This window comes from Enterobacter cloacae, from assembly GCF_013375935.1.
GTDB classification, from domain to species: domain Bacteria; phylum Pseudomonadota; class Gammaproteobacteria; order Enterobacterales; family Enterobacteriaceae; genus Enterobacter; species Enterobacter pasteurii.
The window spans coordinates 410,935-431,755 of record NZ_CP056117.1 but is presented as its reverse complement, the minus strand read 5'-3'; the positions used below and the strand labels follow the sequence as shown (position 1 = coordinate 431,755).

Sequence of the window (20,821 nt, the reverse complement as noted above, 5' to 3'; positions counted from 1 at the left end):
CCGGAACGAAATGGACGATTTAACCCTGCGTTATTTTGACGCCGAAATGCGCTACCTGCGCGAAGCCGGAAAGGAGTTCGCACAAACCCATCCTGACCGGGCGGCGATGCTGGATCTCGATAAGGCCGGGACACCCGATCCCTACGTGGAGCGCCTGTTTGAAGGTTTTGCCTTTTCCATGGGGCGGCTGCGTCAGAAAATTGATGATGACCTGCCGGAACTCACCGAAAGCCTGGTCAGCATGCTCTGGCCGCATTACCTGCGCACCATTCCCTCCCTGTCGGTGGTGGCCCTGACGCCCCAGCTGTCGGCAATGAAAATGGCCGAAATCGTACCCGCCGGGCTGGAAATCAGCTCCCGGCCCGTGGGTCCGAAAAATACCGTCTGCCGTTACCGTACCACCCGCGATATGCCGCTCAACCCCATGGCGGTGGAACAGGTCACCATGGCCACGGAGCCGGACGGTCGTTCGCTCCTGAGAATACGTTTTGCCTGCAGCACACAGGCGGACTGGTCGCAGACTGACCTGAAGCGCCTGTGCCTGTACCTGGCGGCGGAAGCTCCGGTCAGCAGCGCGCTACACCTGATGTTGACGAAACGTCAGGCGGCCCTGTATCTGCGCCTGCCGGGGCAGACCGACAGAATACGCCTCGACGCCTGGTTTTCCCCTGGCGGCTTTGCAGAGGAGGACCGCCTGTGGCCCAAAGGCGACAGCGCCTTCAGCGGCTACCAGCTGCTGCTGGAATATTTTACCTTCCGGGAAAAGTTTATGTTCGTTCACCTGAACGGGCTGGAAAACATCACCCTGCCGGCAGGTATATCGGGTTTTGATATTGAGGTGGTGCTGAATCAGCAGTGGCCGTCTGACCTGCCGGTGACGGATGATGCCCTGCGCCTGCACTGTGTGCCGGTGATTAACCTTTTCACGCTTGAGGCCGACCCGCTGACCGTCAGCGGCCTGGAGAGTGAATATCTGCTGCGCCCGAAACGCGTGCAGGATGGACATACGGAGATATATTCCGTGGATTCGGTGACCGGCTCCGGGCGTTCCGGCAGCGCGGAATACGTCCCCTTTACCAGTTTTCGCCACCGGGGCGGCATGCTGCGCCTGGAGGCGCCAGAGCGTTATTACCACACCCGCGTGAAGCGGGGCGTCACCGGCATGCACGATACCTGGCTGATCCTCGGGGGACAGCAACAGGAGGCTGCCAGTATGGCAGAGCGGGAGACGTTATCCCTGCGCATCACCGGCACCAACGGCCAGCTTCCCAGAAGAGCGCTTCAGAGCACGCTGCTTGACCGCTGCGAGCAGACGTTACAGACCCGGGTGAGCGTTCGCAACCTCTGCAAGCCCACCCTGCCGGTCTATCCCCCGGCAGAGGATCGCTTTCACTGGCGGGTGATGAGCCACCTGGGGACCGGATTTCTCAACATGATGAGCAGCGCTGACGTGCTGCGCGGCACGCTTGCCCTCTACAACTGGCAGGAGGATGAGCTGAATAACCGTCGTCTTGATGCCATTCTTGCGGTGGCGCACCACCGCATCCAGCGCTTTGAGGAGGGGTATCTGCTCAGGGGGCTGGATGTGGAGGTGACGGTTGACGGTAACGGTTTCACAGGAGAGGGTGATGTCCACCTTTTCGGCGAGATGCTCAACCGCTTCCTGGCGCTCTATGCCGACATGAACCAGTTTAACCAGCTTACCCTTATCGTTCAGCCTGAAGGAAAATGCATCCGGTGGAAAGAGAACCACAGCCCGCGCCTGCCCGGCTGATTGCGCAGTACCGGGAGTTCCTCCCGTATACCAGTTTTTACCGTTTCGGCCAGTTGCTTGAACAGAGCCTGCCGGATGCGCCCGTTACCGGCAGCAGCTGGCAGGTCCGTCAGGAGCCGGTGCGCTTCCGTCCTCATCCCGGGATGGGCTTCCCTGCTGGTGAAATCAGAGGGGCGGAAGCGCCTGAGCATCCGCATCTGCCGCCCACCGTACGCATCAACTTTATGGGGCTTTACGGCGTCGAATCGCCGCTGCCGTCTCACTATATTGACGATATTGCGCAGCAGCGGGAGGGGTATGAAGCGACGGCGGATTTTCTCGATATCTTCAACCATCGCCTTATCGCCCAGTATTACCGTATCTGGCGTAAATATTCGTACCCGGCCACTTTTGAGGCCGGCGGGCAGGACAGAACGTCACAGTATCTGCTTGGGCTTGCCGGGCTCGGCATTCCCGGATGTGGGCAGAACATTGCCACACCGGTTTCACGCTTCCTGGCGTTATTGCCGGTGATGCTGCTGCCCGGACGCACGGCGGAAGGGCTGGTATCGCTGGTCAGCCTGCTGGCACCCGGAACACAGGGTCGAGTCTGGCATCATGACCGGCGCCGCATACCGCTGAACGCCCCGGTGACCATGAGCGTGCGCCAGCCGGTCAGCCTGAAAGGACGTCCGGTAATGGGAGACCATGCCACGGATGTGAACGGCCAGGTGCTGTTGCAGCTCACAACCGGAGATGCCCGTGAAGCGCAAGGCTGGTTACCCGGAGGGCGACTGCACGCTGACCTTCTGGCGCTGCTGCATGTTTATCTCGGAAGCCGCCTGGACGTTCGCATGCAGCTCCGCGTGGATCGCGCGCTGCTACCTGATGCACAAATCTGTTGCCGCACGGCACCGGACAGCCCTCAGCTGGGGCGAACAGCCATCATGAAACCGCTGGCTGCGGGGGCGTCACGGACCCCCCGTCCGATCATTATCAGTCTGGGCCGATATCAGCGGGTTCAGGAAAATCATCAACGTAAGGAGACTCATGAGGATGGCGATTACCGCTGGTAATACCGGTTCCTGTCTGGCTGCTGTAGTGCTTTCCCTGTCACTGTCAGGCTGTGGCCTGACACAAAAGGTGACGGATGGCACGGTGGCCGTGACGAAATCCATTTTCTACAGGCAGGTGAAAACGCTGCATCTGGACATCCGCGCGCGCGAGGCGGTTAACAGCAATGCCGGAGGCATACCGCTGTCCACCGTGGTGCGCATTTATCAGCTGAAGGAACGTCAGGCCTTTGACAGCACGGACTATCCGTCACTGTTTGCCCGCGACAGCCAGGCACTGAAAGCCGATATCGTCGCGCAGAAAGACATCCGGCTGTTGCCCGGTGGGGCTGTACTGGTGGATATGCCGATGGATGACGCGGCACGGTACGTGGCGGTAGCGGCCATGTTCCTGGCGCCTGACCAGGCGAATGATACCTGGCGGGTAGTGCTCACCCGGGATGACCTTGACCCCGACAAACCCCGTATCATTGATGCGGGTGACAACCGGCTGGTGCTGAAACCTATGGAGGACAACTGATATGCCGCGTCCTTCCCTGTATGACATGCTGTACGGCAACGTGGCCGGCGGGCTGGAGCTGAACCACGTCAGCGAAGAAAACCAGCTCATCCTGTCGGTGCTGGACAACATGCAGCGCATTCTCAACTGCCGGGCGGGCACGCTGGCGCATCTGCCTGACTACGGCCTGCCGGACATGACGAAAATCCTCCAGGGAATGCCCGGTACCGCCCATCAACTGATAGCCACCCTGTCAGGGGTGTTACTGAAATATGAGCCACGCCTGAAAAGCCTGAATGTCACCCTGCTTGAGCAGACGCAGCCGGGCGAGCTGCGCTACGCCATTGATGCTGAACTGAAGGGCATCGGGCTGGTGCGCTATGGCACCGAGTTTATGCCGGAAGGAAGGGTGCTGTTACGGCACCTTAAACAACAACAGTACCTGGACAGCAGGGCCAGGATCTGAGTTACAGGGAAGAACGGTTAACCATGTCAGCAAAAATGCAGTTTCTCACAAAACTACAGGCCCGGAAGGAACCCCTACGCGGCAGTAAAAACAGAAACCAGGCGGACATTGCGGAGTTCCGTCTCCGGATGGAGCAGCTTCAGGAACAGCTCTCCAGCTGGCTAGCGGGTACCGGCGTCACACCTGAATTATCCGACGCATTGCTCTCCGACCTGCTGGTGGAAGGCCGGGTTTTTAAGGTGTCGGGTATTTCGCTATGTTATGAAAACAGGATGATAAAACTTACCCCGCTGTTTTTGTACGCTCAGGGCGTGACGGGCGGAGTGGAAGTTTCTCTTCATGCCCAGGGACGCGTTACCGCGCTGGGGCGTTTATTTATGCGCGCAGGTCACGTTAAGCACTGGACTTTTACTCAGCAAAATGGGCCTGCCCGCACGTTTGATGAAGAGGTTTTTTTCGAGGTTATTGCGGGGCTTTTGCCATAGAAAGGCAGATAGCTGCGAAGCTGCATAAACAATCCCCCTCCGACATTAAATGGACAACTGGTCATGAATGGCACCCCCTCCCGTCAGATTAAAACCGGCAGCGATCCGCGCACGCTACCGGATTATGCAGCCCTGCGCGATGAGCTGAGCAAGCTGACTCATCCGGCGCGCCCGGATGTGAACTGGCAATATGTGGAAAAACTCTGTCTCTCTCTGTTTGAGCAAAATGGTGTCGAGCTTCAGACCGCATCCTGGTATACGCTTGCCCGTACGCAGCTTGCCGGTTTACCCGGCCTGAATGAAGGGTTAGCAATACTGAAGGCCCTCATAAGCCACCAGTGGGGAACGCTCTGGCCGCAGCCTGTGCATGCCCGCATGGAAATCCTCAGCGGGCTCAGCCAGCGTTTGCAGCAGCTGATGCGAACCCTTTCCCTTAACTACAGTGACCTCAGCCAGCTTTATCAAGCGGAGCAACAGCTTACGGCTCTCGGGGAGGCGTTACAGCGCCTTGAGCTTAAACATCTGAGCCAGCTCGATACCCTGCGTACCCTGATGCATAACGGTGCCGTAAGGCTCGAAAACAGCCATGGTGCGTCAGAACCGGGCGTTGTCATTCAGCATCATACAGCTGCTGCCGGAATATCTAACAATGCTGCATTGGGTAGTCCCGTGGCGGCAAAAAACGACCCGGTGAGGTGGGTATATGTGGCGCAGCCGGAGTCTCAGCCAAATATCGACGTTGTGGCGAGACCGGAACCGGTAAAACCCTGGGGATCTTTTGCGGCGGGGATGTGCACGATGCTGGTGGCAGGCGCGGCCGCGGTGTGGGGGTGGCAGCACTTCAACCGGCCAGACCCGCAGGAGCAGCAGCTTGCAGCAACCCTTGCGCCATTACCTGCGATGCTCACGCCTGTACAGCGGGAAGCGGCACGGCAGCGCCTGACGTCACCAGAGTCCTTTATTAAAGCAACGCTGCAGCAGCTAATCCGGCTGGATGCGCTTCCCCCGGACTGGAATATTGCCTACAGCAGGCAGCTTGTGGAGCAGGCGCAGGCTTTGTGGCCGAAGCAGGCTGAGTCCATGGCGCTACGGTGGCAGCAACAGCTTAACGCCAGCGCTTTGCCGACAGAAAATCTGGAAGGCTGGCATCAGGGGATGACAAAGCTGAAGCAGCTGAGCGATCGTCTGAACGGGCTGGATGAGCAGAAGGGCAAATACATGACCGTCAGCGAGCTGAAATCCGCTGTGTTTTCCACGATGCAATCCTTTAACCAGGCGATACCTGTAGAAGAACAGCTGAGGATCCTGGCCAAAACGGCCGAAGGCCAGCCGTTACCTTCTGCGGCAAGCTCGCAGGCAGAAATGCACCTGAAACAATTAACCGCCCGTTATTCTGAGATTAAGCAGAAAGCATCGGGTAGATAAATGGCCCGCTTTTAAGCGGGTAATCATTCCGCCAGCTTGCCCACGCGCAGGTCAAGCACCTCTCCCGCGCCGCCGGTTACCAGCCAGAACGCTTCCCGGAAGCTGATTGCCGAGTCGGGTCTGCCGCGTTGTTCAGCGGCGATACGGGCATCGACACCATCATTCAGGGCTTTGCCGGGGGTTATGGCATGGCGGCAGGCATCAAATACCGAAGGGCTATGGCCGCCCGCAATATCGGTGCCTAAGCCAACGTTAAGCCCGCGTTCCAGCATGGCGCGCAGGGGAAGACCGCATTCGCAAAATAGAAGTTGGACAGAGGGCAGTTAATATCGACAATGGTGCCATTGCCGTCGATACAGAACAGCGTGTCGGTAAAGTGGGTCACATGGTCTTTTGATTACGCCGTGTAGCCCTGAGCCCTGACGACCTGCTGCCAAAGTAAGGCATTATTATTAGCTCAAAAAGGATGACATAAAACCAAAATACATCATCTCATTGATGGGCAATAAAGTGGAACTTATTTTAGTATTTGCGAGGGTAATAAAGATAGGCTGTAGTTATAAACGGGAGTTGCTGGAGCTTATTTGGGATGGTGCCTAAATAACCGACGTGTTATTAACTCTTTGAACCTCTTTTTATCATTCACTTTTTATATACTTTTTTGTGGCGAATTCCCCTGTGCGGCGGGGCATCATTTATGGGTAACGTCATTATGCGGGCTTTGCTCACCGGGAGGCACCCGGCACCACCGTTCTTTTTTTGCAGTATTTCATATAGTGAGTGTGAATAATAACTACGAATAGTTGTGTTCAGATGAATGTTTGTTTTTATTTAAAGAAATAAGCTGTGCCTCTCAAAATAAATTTTTATTAGCTTTTATTATCTCTTCCTGGAACAATCCTCGGAGGAATAATGGACACAACCGAAGAACTAAATGGAACGTATTTTTATGCCGGGAGAACAAACCTTACAGCTGGCGGCCTTTTCTTTATGATTTACTGTGAGTCAATTGCCGATCATTTTGGTATTGACGACGTCGCTGGAATTGCTGCGCTATACAGCGGTGCTAATAATCAGAAGACCAGAAAGAAACCCGCGGGAGCGATGGAAGGAACGTCCCGAGCCTCGAAAGCCATGCGGCGTTATTTTAAACAAGCTAAGTTCCCGTATGGCATTAGGCTCCCGACGTGGATTGGCGGCTACACGCCATGGACTGTACGCTGTAGGATGGTTTCACAAATCAGCACGTTTATCGGAAGAACGATTCCATTAGTTGGTATGGTGATATTAGTCGCTGATGTATCACTAATCACCTATGCTGCAATACGTGATTATAATCGAATCGCACGGGGCTACGACAAGCTATGGTAGAGGATATTGAGCAGCGCATCTACGCCTTAGCCAGACGCTATAATGGCGTTTATCTGATGAATAACGAAGCGAAGCAAAAATTACTGAATGCAAAAACGGATTTGGATACTGACATGCAGCTTGATGTCACTGAAGCAGAAGATTTAATGGAAGAGTTTTTTAAAGAATTTGATGTTGATAGAGGGAATTTTAACATAAACACCTACTATCCTGATGAGCCTTTTTCATGGAATCCATTCAAAAAATTCCCGGTGGTGATGGTTCCAGATTTCACTATCGGAATGCTTATCGAATCCGCAAAAGCGGGCAAATGGTTATACGACTAAAACACAAGGAGCAATAGAATGGCCGTACCTGTACATCTCTTTTTAACCAATGACGGCGGCACAATGATTTGTGGTTCTTGTGACGTTGCACAAAGGGAAGGAAGTATTGAGCTAAGAGGATTACAACATAACCTCAGCCTGCCAACAGACTCGGCAACGGGCAAGGTCACCGGCACTCGCCAACATTCGCCGTTTCAGTTTACCAAGGAACTGGACAGCTCTTCGCCCTATCTGTTCAAAGCGGCAGCGACGGGTCAGACCCTTAAAACGGCAGAATTCAGGTTTTACCATATTAACTACTCCGGGCAAGAGGAGGAATATTACCGAATCACGCTCGAGAATGTTAAGGTCATTTCTGTGAGTCCAGTAATGTATGACACCCGAGGCTGTCCGGGGACGGGGCATATGGAGGAGGTGGCATTTAATTATGAGAAGATTACCCATTTGTACAAGGACGGTAACTTGTTAGCGCACGATGCGTGGAATGAACGTCCAACCTCAGGCTCTGCTGCATAACGTTATATTGAACTTGCCCGCCAGTGTTTCGTATGCGTGGGCAGGAATTATCATTACTAATCTCTTTTCGTAAATGATGGCCTAAACATCATAAAAATAACCCATGCAAACATTCCAATAATCTTCATCGGCCAGGTTCTAACACATCCAGACACACAATAGCTCCAATAACTAATAGCGGCCCTTCTGCCAGTTCAAGTTTCCTTCCTAAAATATGTATCTTATGAGGAAGTACTCGATTCAGTAATGTTGCGATAAGCTGTGCGCTACTTCATATGATCATTATTGCGATTGTGCGGTCCTCCCAGTTATCAAAACTAATCAAAGAAATGAGAAGTATAGTCAGTACATAGCCACAAAAAAATATATTCAGCACATAAGTAATAAACGTGCTCATAGCATTTGCCGAGTCGGTTAATATATAAAGAGTCTATGAATATAGGTCTCTCAACAGAGTGGCAAACGACATTGGCTAATAATGCATTTCAGAATTTATTGCGCCTCGCTGATTTCCGTAATAAAAGAGTTAGCGGCTTCATGCCGGTACCATACACTCCACCGCCAACTCTCTTAACTCACACTCTCAAAACACCGGCACCCCCAGCCCAACCTTCACCTCCCTCAGCGTCTCCTGCGTCACCCCCTGCGCCCGTTCCGTGCCGCGCTTAAGCATCGCCATCAGCTCCCCCTTGTCCTGCATATACATCGTCCTCCGCTCCCGCATCGGCGCAATCAGTTCCTGCAAACATCCCTCCAGCTCGTTCTTGCACGCCCGGTCACCCAGCCCGCCCGCCAGATAGTGCGCCTTCATCGCCGCCACCTTGCCCTTGTCCGGATGAAACGCGTCGAGGTACGTAAACACCACGTTCCCCTCAATCTGCCCCGGGTCGCTCACCTTCAGGTGGTTCGGGTCGGTGTACATGGCGCTGACCGCACGGTGAATGGTCTCTTCGCTGGCAGAAAGGTGCAGCGTGTTGCCCAGCGATTTCGACATCTTGGCGCTGCCGTCGATGCCGGGCAGGCGGCTGGTGTCGCTCAGCATCGCCTTACAGTGGCGCAGCACCGGGGCGGGCAGCAGGCTGTTCATCTTGTGCACAATCTCGTTGGTCTGCTCAATCATCGGCAGCTGGTCGTCGCCGACGGGCACGCACTCGGCCTTGAACGCGGTGATGTCCGCCGCCTGGCTGATGGGGTAGGCCATAAACCCTACCGGCAGCGAGCGGGCGAAGCCCTTCTGCACAATCTCGTTTTTCACCGTCGGGTTACGCTCCACGCGGGCGACGGTGACGATGTTCATGTACAGCATCGTCAGCTCGGCGAGGGCGGGCAGGGCGGACTGCAGGCAGATGGTAGTCAGGTTCGGGTCGATGCCCGCAGCGAGGTAGTCGGCCAGCACTTCGGGGATGTTGTCGCGGATCTTCTGCGGGTTGCTGCCGTTGTCGGTCAGCCCCTGCAGGTCGGCAATCAGCACAAACTGGTTGTGCGTCTGCTGCAACGCCACGCGCTGGCGCAGCGATCCGACAAAGTGGCCGAGGTGCAGCGGGCCGGTTGGGCGGTCGCCGGTGAGGATGGTTTGCGGGTTCATAAAGACTCCTTAACGTTGTAATGCCGAAAGGGGTCTTAGATGTGAGAAAGCCGCCTTTCGGCGGCTATCTGAAAATGGAAAAAACTACTCCGTGCCGCCTTTAAGAAGGCAGCCACCAGCGGTTTACGGTGAGCACGGCGTGGTTTATGTTCATAGAACTACAGTATCATAATTATTGAACAATTCAATTGCATCCTTCTCTACTTTAAAATGGTTACGATAAGGTTTGCCAAACCCAAGCCTACAGCTACGATTATAACTAACCTTAACTGCTCTATCTTTTTACGCTGTGATATGGCTTCTACTTGCAATGTTTTTATACAGTTTAATGCTGTATCAACATTTCCATTTTGCGTATTTGGTGTGACGTCGACCGTCTTAATATTCTCAGCATGGTTGGCGAGTACACCTCCTCCGGCTCCGGCACAAACAAAAAAAGCCATTTGAGTAAATATAGCAAGGTTCTCGTCGAAATCAGGGGTCATTAAGTCTTTATAGTTTTTTTGGAACAGTTCGGGGATTCCTAATCCCATGAAAATCCCAAAGAAAATGAGCGAAACCCCTTTTTCAACGCGCGAAAGACGCTTGCTTTCCAGAAGTGATATAAATGCTAAAAAAAGCCCACCCAACAAAAAAAGCCATGCGGTTTCAAGGCTGGTATACCGCGTTATACTACAACCGATAATTATTAAGAAAAAAGAAATTATGAATGTCTGAAGATTACTCAAACGGTATTTTATGATTTTTTTCATTTGGTTATATGTCCGAGGTGTATGATAGCGAGTATCATATAACAAGATCCTCTGCATCTACTGCTGTCAATTATAGGGGGGGCTAAATATGGAGTTTACTTAATGCAAATTACTCCGAAATGGTTTTGAAAAGGCTCTGTAGAGGTAAGATCAATTAACTAAATTTCAGTCATGCGGGGCACGTCATGCTGCAATCTCTCAACCACCTGACCCTCGCGGTCAGCGACCTGCAAAAAAGCGTCACCTTCTGGCACGAGCTGCTGGGGCTTGCGCTGCACGCCCGCTGGAATACCGGGGCCTATCTCACCTGCGGCGATCTGTGGGTCTGCCTGTCGTACGACGAGGCGCGCCAGTACGTGCCGCCGCAGGAGAGCGACTACACCCACTACGCGTTTACCGTGGCGGAAGAGGATTTCGAACCGTACTCGCAAAGGCTCGAGCAGGCGGGCGTCACCGTCTGGAAGCAGAACAAAAGCGAGGGGGCGTCGTTCTACTTTCTCGACCCGGACGGGCACAAGCTGGAGCTGCACGTGGGCAGCCTCGCCGCGCGGCTGGCGGCGTGTCGCGAGAAGCCCTACGCGGGCATGGTGTTTACCTCAGACGAGGCTTGAGGCGCGTACCTTCAGCCTGCCCGCCAGCGTCACGTGCGTGGCGGCATCTTCCTGATTGCACAGGTACTCCACCGCCAGCCGTCCCAGCTCGCTGTAGGGCAGCTGGATACTGGTTAGCGGCGGGGTGAGCTGCTCGGAAATCTTCTGGTCGTCGTAGCCCGCCAGCAGCATGTCCTGCGGGATGCGCACGCCGTTCACCGCCAGCGCCTGATAGCAGCCAATCGCCAGCCAGTCGCTGGCGCAGAAGATGGCGTCCGGGCGCTCGGCCAGTTCCAGCAGGGAGGTGGTGGCGGTAAAGGACTCGCTGAACTGCCAGTTGGTCTGGCGCACCAGTCTATCGTCGCACGCGAGTCCGGCTTGCTGTAATGCCGCCTGGTAGCCTGCCAGACGCTGGCGCGAGGCCTCCATCCAGCTTTCGCCAGTGATGTGGGCGATGCGCGTGGCCCCGCAGGCGAGAAGGTGTTTAGTCACCTGGAAGGCGTTGGCGTAGTCGTCCGGGATAAACGACGGCAGCAGCGGCGAGCCGGGGTCACGCTGGTTGAGCAGCACCAGCGGGATGCGGGTGCAGTTCTGGAATGCCGTCATGTCGACCAGCGTGGTGACCGGAGAGGCGAGAATAATCCCGATGCAGTTGCGCTTCTCCAGCTGGCGGATGATGTTCAGCGCCAGCTCGATGTCGTCGCCGTAGTCGTAGACGGTGAGCAACGTCTCGTTGCGCCACGCGGCTTCCCGCGCCTGGCTGATGGCGTCGATAAACGGGTCGAAGCTCTGCATGGAGCTCACCAGCAGGGCGATCTCTTCCTGGTTGCGCGGGGCGTGAACGGCGGGGAGGCGGTCGTAGCCGAGCTCGGTGGCGACGCCAATCACCCGCTGGCGGGTGTCGTCGCTGAGCTTGATGTTGCGGGACTGGTTAAGCACCAGCGATACCGTCGCCTGCGATACCCCTGCCGCCCGCGCAATATCGTTCATCGTTACCTTCGTTTTTCGCTTCATCCGTCCTCTCCCTTTCGCGACTTCGCATCATACCCTAACCGCACGCTTTAGCGCCGTCGATCACGTTTCTCATTCATCGAAGCGTGAACTTTGTGAGTGCCGTCGCTTTTCTCAACGCCGTGATTTGCGCATTTATCCTGCAACTAATATTTATTAGCTAAACTTTATCAGTGAGAGGACGCGTAATGAAAGAGCAGTGGAGCAGGGAGCAGGCACAGGCGTGGTATGAGCAAAAAGGCTGGCTGTGCGGGTTTAACTATCTGCCGTCGACGGCGGTGAACTGGACCGATATCTGGCAGGCAGAGACCTTCGATGCCGCAACCATCGAGCGCGAGCTGGGCTGGGCGGCGGAGGCGGGCTACAACACCCTGCGCATCAACCTGCCGTTTATCGTCTGGGAGCACGACCGCGACGGGCTGAAGGCGCGCATCGACCGCTTTTTGACGATTGCCGATGGTCGCGGCTTCAGCACCATGCTGACCCTGATGGACGACTGCGGCTTCTCCGGCGACGAGCCCTACCTCGGCCCGCAAAAGCCGCCCGTGCCGGGCAAGCACAACAGCCAGGCGGCGGCGAGCCCGGGGCGCGATAAGGTGTGCGATCCGGACTGCTGGCCCCAGATTGAGCGTTATATCCGCGACGTTGTTCGCCAGTTCCGCGACGATAAGCGCGTGCTGCTGTGGGATCTCTATAACGAGCCGGGCAACCGCGGCATTTTCGCGACCGGCACGCAGGAGGTGCAGTACGACGCGAAGCTGGAGACCTGCGCGCACGAACTGATGAAGCTGGCGTTCCAGTGGGTGCGTGAAGAAGACCAGACCCAGCCGCTCACCGTCTGCGCGTGGCGCCTGCCGCCGGAGGAGGAGGGTGAGACGTTCTTCCAGCATCCGCTGGACCAGACCGCACTGGCGCTCTCGGACGTGGTGAGCTTCCACGCCTACACCCACACCGGCCGCATGACGGCGATTATCCAGCAGCTGCAACAGCTCGGTCGACCGCTGTTCTGCACCGAATGGCTGGCGCGCCACGTGGGCAGCACTATCGAGGAGCAGCTTCCGCTGATGTACGCGGCGAAGGTCGCGCCGTACCAGTGGGGGCTGGTGCGCGGCAAAACCCAGACGTGGCTGCCGTGGCCGGTGGTGATGAAGGAGTCCACAGACTACTGCCGCCTCTGGTTCCACGACGTGTTCGAGGAGAACGGCATTCCGTTCTCGCGCCGTGAAATCGCTCTGATGCAGCAGCTGCGCAAGATCGCCCCGCAGGCACAAGGCTAATAATATCGACCCGGCGGTCCACCGCCGGGCAACCAGGCAGGCATATATCAATGGCAACGACAATGAAAATACCGTCTCGCGAGCTGTGGTCTTATTTCGGCTATGGATTAGGCCAGTGTTTTAGCTTTGGTTTAGTGGGTTCGTTTATTAACTATTTTTACACCGACGTGCTGGGGATCTCGGCGCTGGCGGCGAGCACCATCTTCCTGATTGCCCGCGCGTGGGACGCGGTTCACGATCCACTGTTTGCCAGCATTATGGACACCATTAACAGCCGGTTCGGCAAGTTTCGCCACTTTTTGCTGATCGCCCCGCTGCTGATCACCGGCGTCACGCTGCTGTCGTTCTATAAAATCGAAGCGGACATGACCACCAAAATCCTCTACGCCGGGGTGACCTACATCCTGTGGGGGGCGCTGTACGCCATCTCCGATATCCCGTTCTGGTCGATGTCGTCGGTGATGACCAACGACTCCGGGCAGCGCACCCGCGCGGTAACGGCGGCGATGCTCGGGGTGAACGCGGGGATTGCCTGCGCCAACATCTTCTTCCCGAAGCTGGCGGCGTTCTTCGCCCAGTACAGCAACGATAAAGGCTACTTTATGGCGGCGCTGGTGATGATGCTGGTGGGCCTGCCGCTGATGCTCAACGGCTTTATGCAGATCAAAGAGCGCGTGCCGCCGAGCCCGGAAAAGGTAACCATCCGCGACACCTTCCACAACCTGCGCCAGAACAAGCCGCTGTTTATTGTGCTGCTGTCGTTCTTTTTCTGCGTGTTCCACAACGTGGCGGGTGGTCTCTATATCTACTTCTTTATCAACAACCTGGGCGACGGCAGCCTGCAGATGGCGATTGGCGTGATGGGGATTGTGGCGGCGGTGCTGTGTCTGGTGGCCCCGATGCTGACGCGCCGGATGCAGAAGCGGAAGCTGTTTATGATCCTCTGCGGGCTGGACGTGGCGGTGCGCGTGGTGATGTGGATCATCGGCTATCAGCAGGTGACGATGCTGTTTATTCTGCTCGGCCTGAGCACGCTGTTCGTGATGATGACCAACATCCTTACCTCGTCGATGATTGCCGACACCATTGAGTACGCGGAGTACCACACCCACAAGCGCTGCGCGGCGATCACCTTCTCCGGGCAGACCTTTACCGGCAAGATGTCGGTGGCGGTAGGCGGTGGGCTCATCGGCGTGTTTCTGACGATGATTGGCTACGTGCCGCAGGCGCAGATCCAGAGCGAAGGCGTGCTGTCGGGGCTGTTCTTCGGGATCTGCCTGCTGCCGGCGATTGGGTCGCTGATCCGCATGGGGTTTATGTCGCGCTTCACCTTTACCGAGGAGAGGCATGCGGAGATTTGTCGGCTGCTGGCGGAGCGCGAGCACGGCGTTGTGCAACGCGGTCAGCCTGGGCAGAAGCATGAGCCTACGCTTACGGTGAATTGATTAAGTAGCGCCCGCGCTGCGGGCGTTTCTTAACAAGCTACTTGATATCATGAAGCAAATTTAATAAAAGGCTGTCATCGGTAGATTTTATTTTCTGAAAATAAACAGGCTCAGCTATAGGCGAATCCCATTGGTGTATCTCATCCTTCTTAAACGGGATACATTTCATAGCGGTGTTTTTTAATCGTTTTATGCGAAGGTCATATTCGTCAAATTTCTCTGGCGTAGTTTTCAGGCTCAGCGATCTGGCATGATTGATTTGTGTAGGGCAAATAAGCTGAATATTTCCAAGCGAGAAAATGTTTACGCCGGTGATAAAGAATCTCGAAGGGATATCTTTATAGTAACGTGTGTTCCATGTTAAACCATCAAACATCGCTGGCGGGTGAGTATGAGTATCTATGTAATATTGATGCGTGCGCCAGTCGCTTATGCCGGAAAGGTTCATGGTCATGTTAATGATCATATTGGGGGTGGGGCGGAAAATCATTGTCAGGACAAGCATGCTGACAGGAATAATGATTAGTGTATAAATGATTATTTGCAATATACTTTTGTTTTTCTTCTCGTTTATCAGGATCATTCCGGGAAAAATGCCCACAATAATCATCGCGACCGAGAGCGCAAGAAAAATGATAACCTGTAATAATGTATTACTTTCTTCGTTAAAATCTAGCTGGCCCGCGATAAAAATGAGTGGGAAGATTTGTGTAAAAGCAGGGGCAATCAATAACAGAGGCAGCCAGTTCCTGACGGCGTTTTTCTGCAAATATTTTACATCACGCGTATTATCAACATCCTTATATGACTGCACGTTGAACATAAGCTTGTAGCATAAGCCATACGATGCGGCCAGTATTATGGCTACCGCTAAGGCAAGAACGATAAAACCATTTATATCCAGAAAAAATTGTAAGCAAAACGCTCCGATAAGCACAACGCACATCACAAAGCTATTACCAAAACAGACTGAGGTAAAACTATGTGTCAAACCTTCGTATTTAACAAACTCTTTCTCATGTGCGGTGTAAATTAAGTAAGCAAGGAATGATGAGATAAAAATGACAAGGCTGAAGCCAATTAGTGATACAAGGGTAAATCCAAATATGATTCCTACTGCGCTACTCACGCTCAACGCATCGTATAAAATATCAAGCCGGTCAATATTCGCAAGATAGAACCATATAACGCTAAATGTACAGGCTGTGACAAATGAAGAGGATGTTAAAATAGCGAAGATAAACTTTCGGGTTAGCCGCTTATGAAACTGGATATTCATCTTATGTAGTCTCCCTTTGAAATGAAGGAATACTAGTCACAAGGGAGAGGGAGTTCTACGCTCAAATTTAGTATGCCGGGAAGCGCATATTCAGGCTGACGCCTGCTGGCGTCAGCCCCGGGACATTACAGCGACTTCACAAACGCCAGCAGATCTTCGTTGAGCTGATCCTGGTGGGTCAGCGCGAAGCCGTGCGGCGCGTTGTCGTACACCTTCAGCGTGGCGTTTTTGATCATCTCCGCCGCCAGCTTGCCGGTGCTTTCAAACGGCACGATCTGGTCGTTGCTGCCGTGAATGACCAGCGTCGGCACGTCGATTTTCGCCATATCCGGGCGGAAGTCGGTTTCGGCGAAGGCGGTCACGCAGTCGATGGTGCCCTTCAGCGACGCCAGCAGGGCGATGTTCAGCGTCTGGGTCAGCGCACCGGCAGAGACGGTCTGCCCGGCGTTGGTGCCGTAGAACGGCGTGGCGAAGTCGCTGATGAACTGGGCGCGATCTTTACGCAGGCCGTCGCGAATGCCGTCGAACACGCTCTGATCCACACCCTGCGGGAAGGAGTCGGATTTACCGAAGATCGGCGTCACCGCGCCCAGCAGCGCCAGACCGGCCACGCGCGCGCTGCCGTAGTTGTTGATGTAGCGGGTCACGTCGCCGCCGCCCATGGAGAAGCCCACCAGCGTCACCTCCTGCAGGTCCAGGGTAGTAATCAGGTCGTTAATGTCGGACGCAAAGGTGTCGTAGTCGTAGCCGTTCCACGGCTGATCCGAGCGGCCAAAGCCGCGACGGTCAAAGGCGATGGCGCGGAAGCCGCGCTCGGCCAGGTAGTTCAGCTGGCTGTCCCACATGTCGCCGTCCAGCGGCCAGCCGTGGCTGAAGAGAACCGGTTTGCCCGCGCCGCAATCTTTGTAGTAAATCTGCGTGCCGTCTTTTGCCTTAAACGTTGCCATAGTGTGTTCCTGTACAGGTGATGGTTATGGTTATACCGGCGCGACCAGGTAGCGAATAGCCGGTGATGTTGTGCCCTGATGAAAAGCCAGAACGCGGCTCTGCAGCAGGAGGTCATTCATGGTGTGGCGTTCCTGCTGGCGCAGATGCTCAATCCACGAGCCCATCAGGAAGGTCTCGATAAACAGTCCGGGGCGCTCAATATCCTCGTACACCGCCCAGCTCATCGCCCCGGCGCGGCGGCGCACCCGGCGCAGCTCGTGCACCGCCTGCAAAAACGCTTTCGCGTTGTGCGGGTCGATGATGTACTCGTGCGACACCAGCACCGGGCCGCGCTCGTTCGGCAGGTCGATCTCCACGCCGTCCAGGGGCTGGCCGCTGAGGTCGAGATTTAAATCAGGATCTTTCTCCAGCTTCCAGCGGAACGCCGTCGCGCTTGCCAGCGCCATCCCCAGCGTGGCGACCACCAGCGAGGTCGGGGTGCCGAACTGCGACGCGATCTGTCCCCAGATGGCGCTGCCTGCGGTCATCGAGCCGAAAAACACCGTCAGGTACACCGCCAGCGCGCGGGCCTTCACCCAGCGGGCGGCGCTGCGCTGCGCGCCGAGGTTGAGGGTGGAGAGCACCGCAATCCACGCGAAGCCGGTGAAAAACTCAAACAGGTTGAGCAGCCAGAAGTGGCGCACGAACGCCAGCGCCAGCATGGTGAGGGCAAACGTCAGGCTGGCGGCCACCATCAGGCGGTCGGCGTTCAGCCGCTGGCGCAGGCGCGGCAGCAGGATCGCCCCGGCAATCGCCCCCAGGCCAATACACGCCAGCATCACGCCGTAGCCCGCCGGGCCTAAGCCCAGCTCGCGGCGCGCCACCAGCGGCAGCAGTGCCCAGCCCGCGCTGCCGAAAACGAAGAAAGCCACCGTGCGCACCAGCACGTTGCGCAGCACCGGCGCGGCGTGCACGTAGCGAATCCCGGAGCGCACCGCCGAGAAGAAGTGCTCCGGCGGCAGGCGCTGCACGGACGGCGCCGGACGCCAGCGCCACAGCACCCACGCCACGCCGACCACGGAGAGCGCGTTCAGGGCAAACACCATCCACGGCCCGGCGAGCGACAGCAGGAAGCCGCCCAGCGCCGGGCCAATCGCCCGGCTGATGTTCACCCCAAGGGAGTTGAGCGCCACGGCGGCACCCAGCTCCGGCTTGCTCACCAGGTCGGGCACCACCGCCTGAAACGGCGGCGAGCTCATCGCTGCCCCCACGCTCAGCAGGAACGTCGCCACCAGCAGAACCGCGGGGGTAACGTGTCCGGTGAAGGAGAGCACCGTCAGCCCGGCGGCAGCAATAAACACCCACAGCTGGGAGAAGAGCAGGTATTTTCGCCGGTCGACGATGTCCGCCATCACCCCGGAGGGCAGGGCGAAGAGGAACATCGGCAGGCTGCTGGCCGCCTGCACCAGCGCGATATTCAGCGGATCGGCGCTCAGGGTCAGCATGCTCCAGTTGACGCCGACGTCGCTCATCCATGAGCCGACGTTAGAGACCACCGTGGCGATCCACAGCATGCGGAACACCGGCTGGCTCAGCGGCTGCCAGGGGGAAACCGTCGGTGCGGGCGCTGGCTCAACGTGGGCGTCGCGAACGTCGTTAACCTGGGTCATGCGAACCTCTCCGCAGCCTTACGCTGCACGCGCCACTGGCCCGGCCCGGTGAGGGCAAGGGTGGTGAAAATAATCAGCAGCAGCCAGCCAAATTGCCCTTCGGCAATCGACCAGTTCGGGTGTACCACCAGCATCGCCACCAGCAGCACGGCGATAATCGGCAGGCACGCCAGGCGGGTGTAGACGCCCGCAATGATAAACAGCGGGCAAATCACCTCAGCGACAATCGCCGGGATCAGGCTCGCATACGGCCCGAAGCCGAACGGATCCTCAATGCGCGTCAGCTCTTCGCTGAAGTGCAGCACCTTCGGCAGGCCGTGCACGTACAGCAGCAGCAGGCTGCCGGTCAGGCGCAGGAAGAACAGCCCCAGGTCGACCCGGGGCGGAGCAAAGGTGTTTTTCATCAGAATGCAAAGCAGCTGCAGCCCAGCGCCCCCCAGAAAGCGTTATCGTCGGACACCGGCATTGCTGACGTGCGGGCAAAATCGTGCTGGTGGCTGTGCACGCCGCACGGGCCGCTGCAGTGGTGAACCACATTCAAGCCGACGCGTGCGGCCTGCGGCGGCGCGCTGCGGTAGTGGCCCGGCACCTTCACCACCGGGGACCACTCGGGCAGGACCGGAATAGCTGGCGGGGAAAGCGGGCCAAAGCTGCCAGCGGCGTAAACGATATCGCCGTTGACCACGGTAAGGACGGACTCGATGCCCTTGATCTCCTCTTCCGGCACGCGGAAGTAGTCTTTGCTCAGCACCGCCAGGTCGGCGAGCTGGCCGACCTTGATCTGCCCCTTCTGGTTTTGTTCGCTGGAGAACCACGCGCTGCCCTGGGTCCAGAGCATCAGGGCGGTATCGCGGTCCAGACGGGCGCTGTGATCGTACATCTGCATTCCGCCGACGGTGCGGCCGGAGACCAGCCAGTAGAGCGCGGTCCACGGGTTGTAGCTCGCCACGCGGGTGGCATCGGTGCCTAAGCCCACCGGCACGCCGGTCTCGAGCATTTTCGCCACCGGCGGCGTATGGCGGGTGGCTTCGATGCCGTAACGCTCGGCGAAGTATTCGCCCTGGAAGGCCATGCGGTGCTGCACGGCAATGCCGCCGCCGAGCGCTTTGATGCGGTCGATGTTGGCCTGGGTGACGGTCTCCGCATGGTCGAAGAACCAGTGCAGGCCGTTGAACGGAATGTCGCGGTTCACCTTCTCGAAGACGTCCAGCATGCGGCTGATGGATTCGTTGTAGGTGGCGTGCAGGCGGAACGGCCAGCGGTGCTCCACCAGATGGCGCACCACGCGCTCCAGCTCGTCCTCCATGCCCGGCGCGAGGTCCGGGCGCGGCTCGAGGAAGTCTTCAAAATCGGCGGCGGAGAAGACCAGCATCTCGCCCGCGCCGTTGTGGCGGAAGAAGTCGCTGCCCTGGCCCGGCGTGAGCATGTCGGTCCATTTTTCAAAGTCTTCCAGCTCGTGGCCCGGACGCTGGGTAAACAGGTTGTAGGCGATGCGGATGGTCATCCGCTTCTTCTCGTGCAGCTCGGCAATCACCTCGTAATCTTCCGGGTAGTTCTGGAAGCCGCCGCCCGCGTCGATGGCGCTGGTCAGCCCCAGTCGGTTCAGCTCGCGCATGAACTGGCGGGTGGAGTTAACCTGCTGCTCCAGCGGCAGCTTTGGCCCTTTCGCCAGCGTGGCGTAGAGGATCATGGCGTTCGGACGGGCAATCAGCATCCCGGTCGGGTTGCCGTTGGCGTCGCGCTGGATCTCACCGCCCGGCGGGTTTGGCGTGTCCCTGGTGTAGCCGGCCACCTTCAGCGCGGCGCGGTTGAGCAGGGCGCGGTCGTACAGGTGCAGGATAAAGACCGGGGTATCCGGCGCGGCGTCGTTAATTTCGTCCAGGGTCGGCATGCGGCGCTCGGCAAACTGGAACTCGTTCCAGCCGCCCACCACGCGCACCCACTGGGGCGACGGCGTGCGCAGGGCCTGCTCCTTGAGCATCCGCAGGGCATCGGCCAGCGACGGCACGCCTTCCCAGCGCAGCTCGAGGTTGTAGTTCAGCCCGCCGCGGATCAGGTGCAGGTGCGAGTCGTTCAGGCCGGGGATGGCGGCGTGGCCCTTCAGGTCAACCACCTTAGTGCCGTCGCAGTGGTGTTGCATCACCTCGGCGACGGTACCCACTTCCAGAAATTTCCCGTCGCGCACGGCAACGGCTTCGGCGAGAGGGTTCTCGCGATCGACGGTGTGAAACTGGCCGTTAACCAGAATGAGATCGGCTTTACCGAGGGTAACCATAACTGCTCCTGACTGAGAGGGGAATGGTCAGGATTATGGGAACCGGTTTCGGCAAAGATCCAGTTATACAATAGGATAGGTATACCAAAGTATAAC

At 56.9% G+C, this 20,821-nt stretch carries 21 protein-coding genes; 12 read left to right on the top strand and 9 right to left on the bottom strand.

Features of this window, described 5'->3' with window-relative positions:
* The first annotated feature begins 10 nt into the window (after positions 1-10).
* From tssF to HWQ14_RS01990, 6 genes are all read left to right on the top strand, one after another.
* On the top strand, positions 11-1,774 hold the full coding sequence (gene tssF / locus HWQ14_RS02015; RefSeq protein ID WP_176608822.1) for a type VI secretion system baseplate subunit TssF: 1,764 nt from the start codon (positions 11-13) through the stop codon (positions 1,772-1,774).
* A complete protein-coding gene (gene tssG, locus HWQ14_RS02010; RefSeq protein ID WP_176608821.1) occupies positions 1,729-2,829 on the top strand; it encodes a type VI secretion system baseplate subunit TssG in 1,101 nt (366 codons plus the stop codon). The genes tssF and tssG overlap by 46 nt, the downstream gene beginning before the upstream one ends.
* Positions 2,810-3,346, top strand: a complete 537-nt coding sequence (tssJ, locus tag HWQ14_RS02005; protein WP_176608820.1) for a type VI secretion system lipoprotein TssJ — start codon at positions 2,810-2,812, stop codon at positions 3,344-3,346. Before tssG ends, tssJ begins: the two co-directional genes overlap by 20 nt.
* Before the next feature lies 1 nt (position 3,347).
* Entirely contained in the window at positions 3,348-3,791 is a 444-nt protein-coding gene (gene tssE / locus HWQ14_RS02000) for a type VI secretion system baseplate subunit TssE (protein ID WP_176608819.1), read from the top strand.
* A gap of 23 nt (positions 3,792-3,814) precedes the next feature.
* Positions 3,815-4,276, top strand: coding sequence for a hypothetical protein (locus HWQ14_RS01995; protein ID WP_176608818.1), 462 nt, complete (start codon positions 3,815-3,817; stop codon positions 4,274-4,276).
* 63 nt (positions 4,277-4,339) lie between these two features.
* Positions 4,340-5,701 (top strand): VasL domain-containing protein, encoded by a 1,362-nt coding sequence (locus tag HWQ14_RS01990; RefSeq protein ID WP_176608817.1) that lies wholly within the window; start codon positions 4,340-4,342, stop codon positions 5,699-5,701.
* Positions 5,702-5,724: 23 nt separating this feature from the next.
* On the opposite strand, the gene HWQ14_RS01985 is transcribed toward HWQ14_RS01990, so the two are convergent.
* The gene (locus tag HWQ14_RS01985) at positions 5,725-5,973 is read right to left on the bottom strand and encodes a hypothetical protein (protein ID WP_176608816.1); all 249 of its coding nucleotides are present in this window, start codon (positions 5,971-5,973) and stop codon (positions 5,725-5,727) included.
* Positions 5,974-6,613: 640 nt separating this feature from the next.
* Between HWQ14_RS01985 and HWQ14_RS01980 the strand changes: the two genes are divergently transcribed.
* From HWQ14_RS01980 to HWQ14_RS01970, 3 genes are read left to right on the top strand one after another with little or no spacing between them, the layout of a single operon-like run.
* Complete coding sequence (locus HWQ14_RS01980; protein ID WP_176608815.1) at positions 6,614-7,072, top strand: STM2901 family protein; 459 nt, start codon at positions 6,614-6,616, stop codon at positions 7,070-7,072.
* Positions 7,066-7,398 (top strand): DUF1493 family protein, encoded by a 333-nt coding sequence (locus HWQ14_RS01975; RefSeq protein WP_032625306.1) that lies wholly within the window; start codon positions 7,066-7,068, stop codon positions 7,396-7,398. The genes HWQ14_RS01980 and HWQ14_RS01975 overlap by 7 nt, the downstream gene beginning before the upstream one ends.
* An 18-nt stretch (positions 7,399-7,416) precedes the next feature.
* Positions 7,417-7,914 (top strand): Hcp family type VI secretion system effector, encoded by a 498-nt coding sequence (locus tag HWQ14_RS01970; RefSeq protein WP_023315311.1) that lies wholly within the window; start codon positions 7,417-7,419, stop codon positions 7,912-7,914.
* Between the two features lie 583 nt (positions 7,915-8,497).
* Here HWQ14_RS01970 and trpS read toward each other — a convergent pair.
* Positions 8,498-9,499 (bottom strand): tryptophan--tRNA ligase, encoded by a 1,002-nt coding sequence (trpS, locus tag HWQ14_RS01965; RefSeq protein WP_176608814.1) that lies wholly within the window; start codon positions 9,497-9,499, stop codon positions 8,498-8,500.
* Positions 9,500-9,699: 200 nt separating this feature from the next.
* Positions 9,700-10,251, bottom strand: a complete 552-nt coding sequence (locus HWQ14_RS01960) for a hypothetical protein (RefSeq protein WP_176608813.1) — start codon at positions 10,249-10,251, stop codon at positions 9,700-9,702.
* A gap of 185 nt (positions 10,252-10,436) precedes the next feature.
* On the opposite strand from HWQ14_RS01960, the gene fosA reads away from it, so the two are divergent.
* Positions 10,437-10,862, top strand: a complete 426-nt coding sequence (gene fosA, locus HWQ14_RS01955) for a FosA/FosA2 family fosfomycin resistance glutathione transferase (protein ID WP_176608812.1) — start codon at positions 10,437-10,439, stop codon at positions 10,860-10,862.
* Here the strand turns inward: fosA and HWQ14_RS01950 are convergent.
* A complete protein-coding gene (locus tag HWQ14_RS01950; protein WP_176608811.1) occupies positions 10,848-11,855 on the bottom strand; it encodes a LacI family DNA-binding transcriptional regulator in 1,008 nt (335 codons plus the stop codon). The genes fosA and HWQ14_RS01950 overlap by 15 nt on opposite strands.
* 185 nt (positions 11,856-12,040) lie before the next feature.
* On the opposite strand from HWQ14_RS01950, the gene HWQ14_RS01945 reads away from it, so the two are divergent.
* Together HWQ14_RS01945 and HWQ14_RS01940 are read left to right on the top strand one after the other, a co-directional pair.
* Positions 12,041-13,129 (top strand): cellulase family glycosylhydrolase, encoded by a 1,089-nt coding sequence (locus tag HWQ14_RS01945; protein WP_176608810.1) that lies wholly within the window; start codon positions 12,041-12,043, stop codon positions 13,127-13,129.
* A 50-nt stretch (positions 13,130-13,179) separates the two neighbouring features.
* A complete protein-coding gene (locus tag HWQ14_RS01940; protein WP_245166433.1) occupies positions 13,180-14,574 on the top strand; it encodes an MFS transporter in 1,395 nt (464 codons plus the stop codon).
* Positions 14,575-14,611: 37 nt separating this feature from the next.
* On the opposite strand, the gene HWQ14_RS23185 is transcribed toward HWQ14_RS01940, so the two are convergent.
* From HWQ14_RS23185 to HWQ14_RS01915, 5 genes are all read right to left on the bottom strand, one after another.
* The gene (locus tag HWQ14_RS23185; protein WP_245166432.1) at positions 14,612-15,853 is read right to left on the bottom strand and encodes a hypothetical protein; all 1,242 of its coding nucleotides are present in this window, start codon (positions 15,851-15,853) and stop codon (positions 14,612-14,614) included.
* A 125-nt stretch (positions 15,854-15,978) separates the two neighbouring features.
* Positions 15,979-16,800, bottom strand: coding sequence for an alpha/beta fold hydrolase (locus HWQ14_RS01930; protein WP_176608809.1), 822 nt, complete (start codon positions 16,798-16,800; stop codon positions 15,979-15,981).
* Positions 16,801-16,830: 30 nt separating this feature from the next.
* A complete protein-coding gene (locus HWQ14_RS01925) occupies positions 16,831-18,450 on the bottom strand; it encodes an MFS transporter (RefSeq protein WP_176608808.1) in 1,620 nt (539 codons plus the stop codon).
* The gene (locus HWQ14_RS01920; RefSeq protein ID WP_176608807.1) at positions 18,447-18,854 is read right to left on the bottom strand and encodes a DoxX family protein; all 408 of its coding nucleotides are present in this window, start codon (positions 18,852-18,854) and stop codon (positions 18,447-18,449) included. Before HWQ14_RS01920 ends, HWQ14_RS01925 begins: the two co-directional genes overlap by 4 nt.
* Complete coding sequence (locus tag HWQ14_RS01915) at positions 18,854-20,725, bottom strand: amidohydrolase (RefSeq protein WP_176608806.1); 1,872 nt, start codon at positions 20,723-20,725, stop codon at positions 18,854-18,856. The genes HWQ14_RS01920 and HWQ14_RS01915 overlap by 1 nt, the downstream gene beginning before the upstream one ends.
* Positions 20,726-20,821: the final 96 nt, after the last annotated feature.

Coding starts and splice junctions, on each gene's coding strand:
- tssF (WP_176608822.1), top strand. CDS start 11: ATGGACGATTTAACCCTGCGTTATTTTGACGCCGAAATGCGCTACCTG.
- tssG (WP_176608821.1), top strand. CDS start 1,729: ATGCATCCGGTGGAAAGAGAACCACAGCCCGCGCCTGCCCGGCTGATT.
- tssJ (WP_176608820.1), top strand. CDS start 2,810: ATGGCGATTACCGCTGGTAATACCGGTTCCTGTCTGGCTGCTGTAGTG.
- tssE (WP_176608819.1), top strand. CDS start 3,348: ATGCCGCGTCCTTCCCTGTATGACATGCTGTACGGCAACGTGGCCGGC.
- HWQ14_RS01995 (WP_176608818.1), top strand. CDS start 3,815: ATGTCAGCAAAAATGCAGTTTCTCACAAAACTACAGGCCCGGAAGGAA.
- HWQ14_RS01990 (WP_176608817.1), top strand. CDS start 4,340: ATGAATGGCACCCCCTCCCGTCAGATTAAAACCGGCAGCGATCCGCGC.
- HWQ14_RS01985 (WP_176608816.1), bottom strand. CDS start 5,973: ATGCTGGAACGCGGGCTTAACGTTGGCTTAGGCACCGATATTGCGGGC.
- HWQ14_RS01980 (WP_176608815.1), top strand. CDS start 6,614: ATGGACACAACCGAAGAACTAAATGGAACGTATTTTTATGCCGGGAGA.
- HWQ14_RS01975 (WP_032625306.1), top strand. CDS start 7,066: ATGGTAGAGGATATTGAGCAGCGCATCTACGCCTTAGCCAGACGCTAT.
- HWQ14_RS01970 (WP_023315311.1), top strand. CDS start 7,417: ATGGCCGTACCTGTACATCTCTTTTTAACCAATGACGGCGGCACAATG.
- trpS (WP_176608814.1), bottom strand. CDS start 9,499: ATGAACCCGCAAACCATCCTCACCGGCGACCGCCCAACCGGCCCGCTG.
- HWQ14_RS01960 (WP_176608813.1), bottom strand. CDS start 10,251: ATGAAAAAAATCATAAAATACCGTTTGAGTAATCTTCAGACATTCATA.
- fosA (WP_176608812.1), top strand. CDS start 10,437: ATGCTGCAATCTCTCAACCACCTGACCCTCGCGGTCAGCGACCTGCAA.
- HWQ14_RS01950 (WP_176608811.1), bottom strand. CDS start 11,855: ATGAAGCGAAAAACGAAGGTAACGATGAACGATATTGCGCGGGCGGCA.
- HWQ14_RS01945 (WP_176608810.1), top strand. CDS start 12,041: ATGAAAGAGCAGTGGAGCAGGGAGCAGGCACAGGCGTGGTATGAGCAA.
- HWQ14_RS01940 (WP_245166433.1), top strand. CDS start 13,180: ATGGCAACGACAATGAAAATACCGTCTCGCGAGCTGTGGTCTTATTTC.
- HWQ14_RS23185 (WP_245166432.1), bottom strand. CDS start 15,853: ATGAATATCCAGTTTCATAAGCGGCTAACCCGAAAGTTTATCTTCGCT.
- HWQ14_RS01930 (WP_176608809.1), bottom strand. CDS start 16,800: ATGGCAACGTTTAAGGCAAAAGACGGCACGCAGATTTACTACAAAGAT.
- HWQ14_RS01925 (WP_176608808.1), bottom strand. CDS start 18,450: ATGACCCAGGTTAACGACGTTCGCGACGCCCACGTTGAGCCAGCGCCC.
- HWQ14_RS01920 (WP_176608807.1), bottom strand. CDS start 18,854: ATGAAAAACACCTTTGCTCCGCCCCGGGTCGACCTGGGGCTGTTCTTC.
- HWQ14_RS01915 (WP_176608806.1), bottom strand. CDS start 20,725: ATGGTTACCCTCGGTAAAGCCGATCTCATTCTGGTTAACGGCCAGTTT.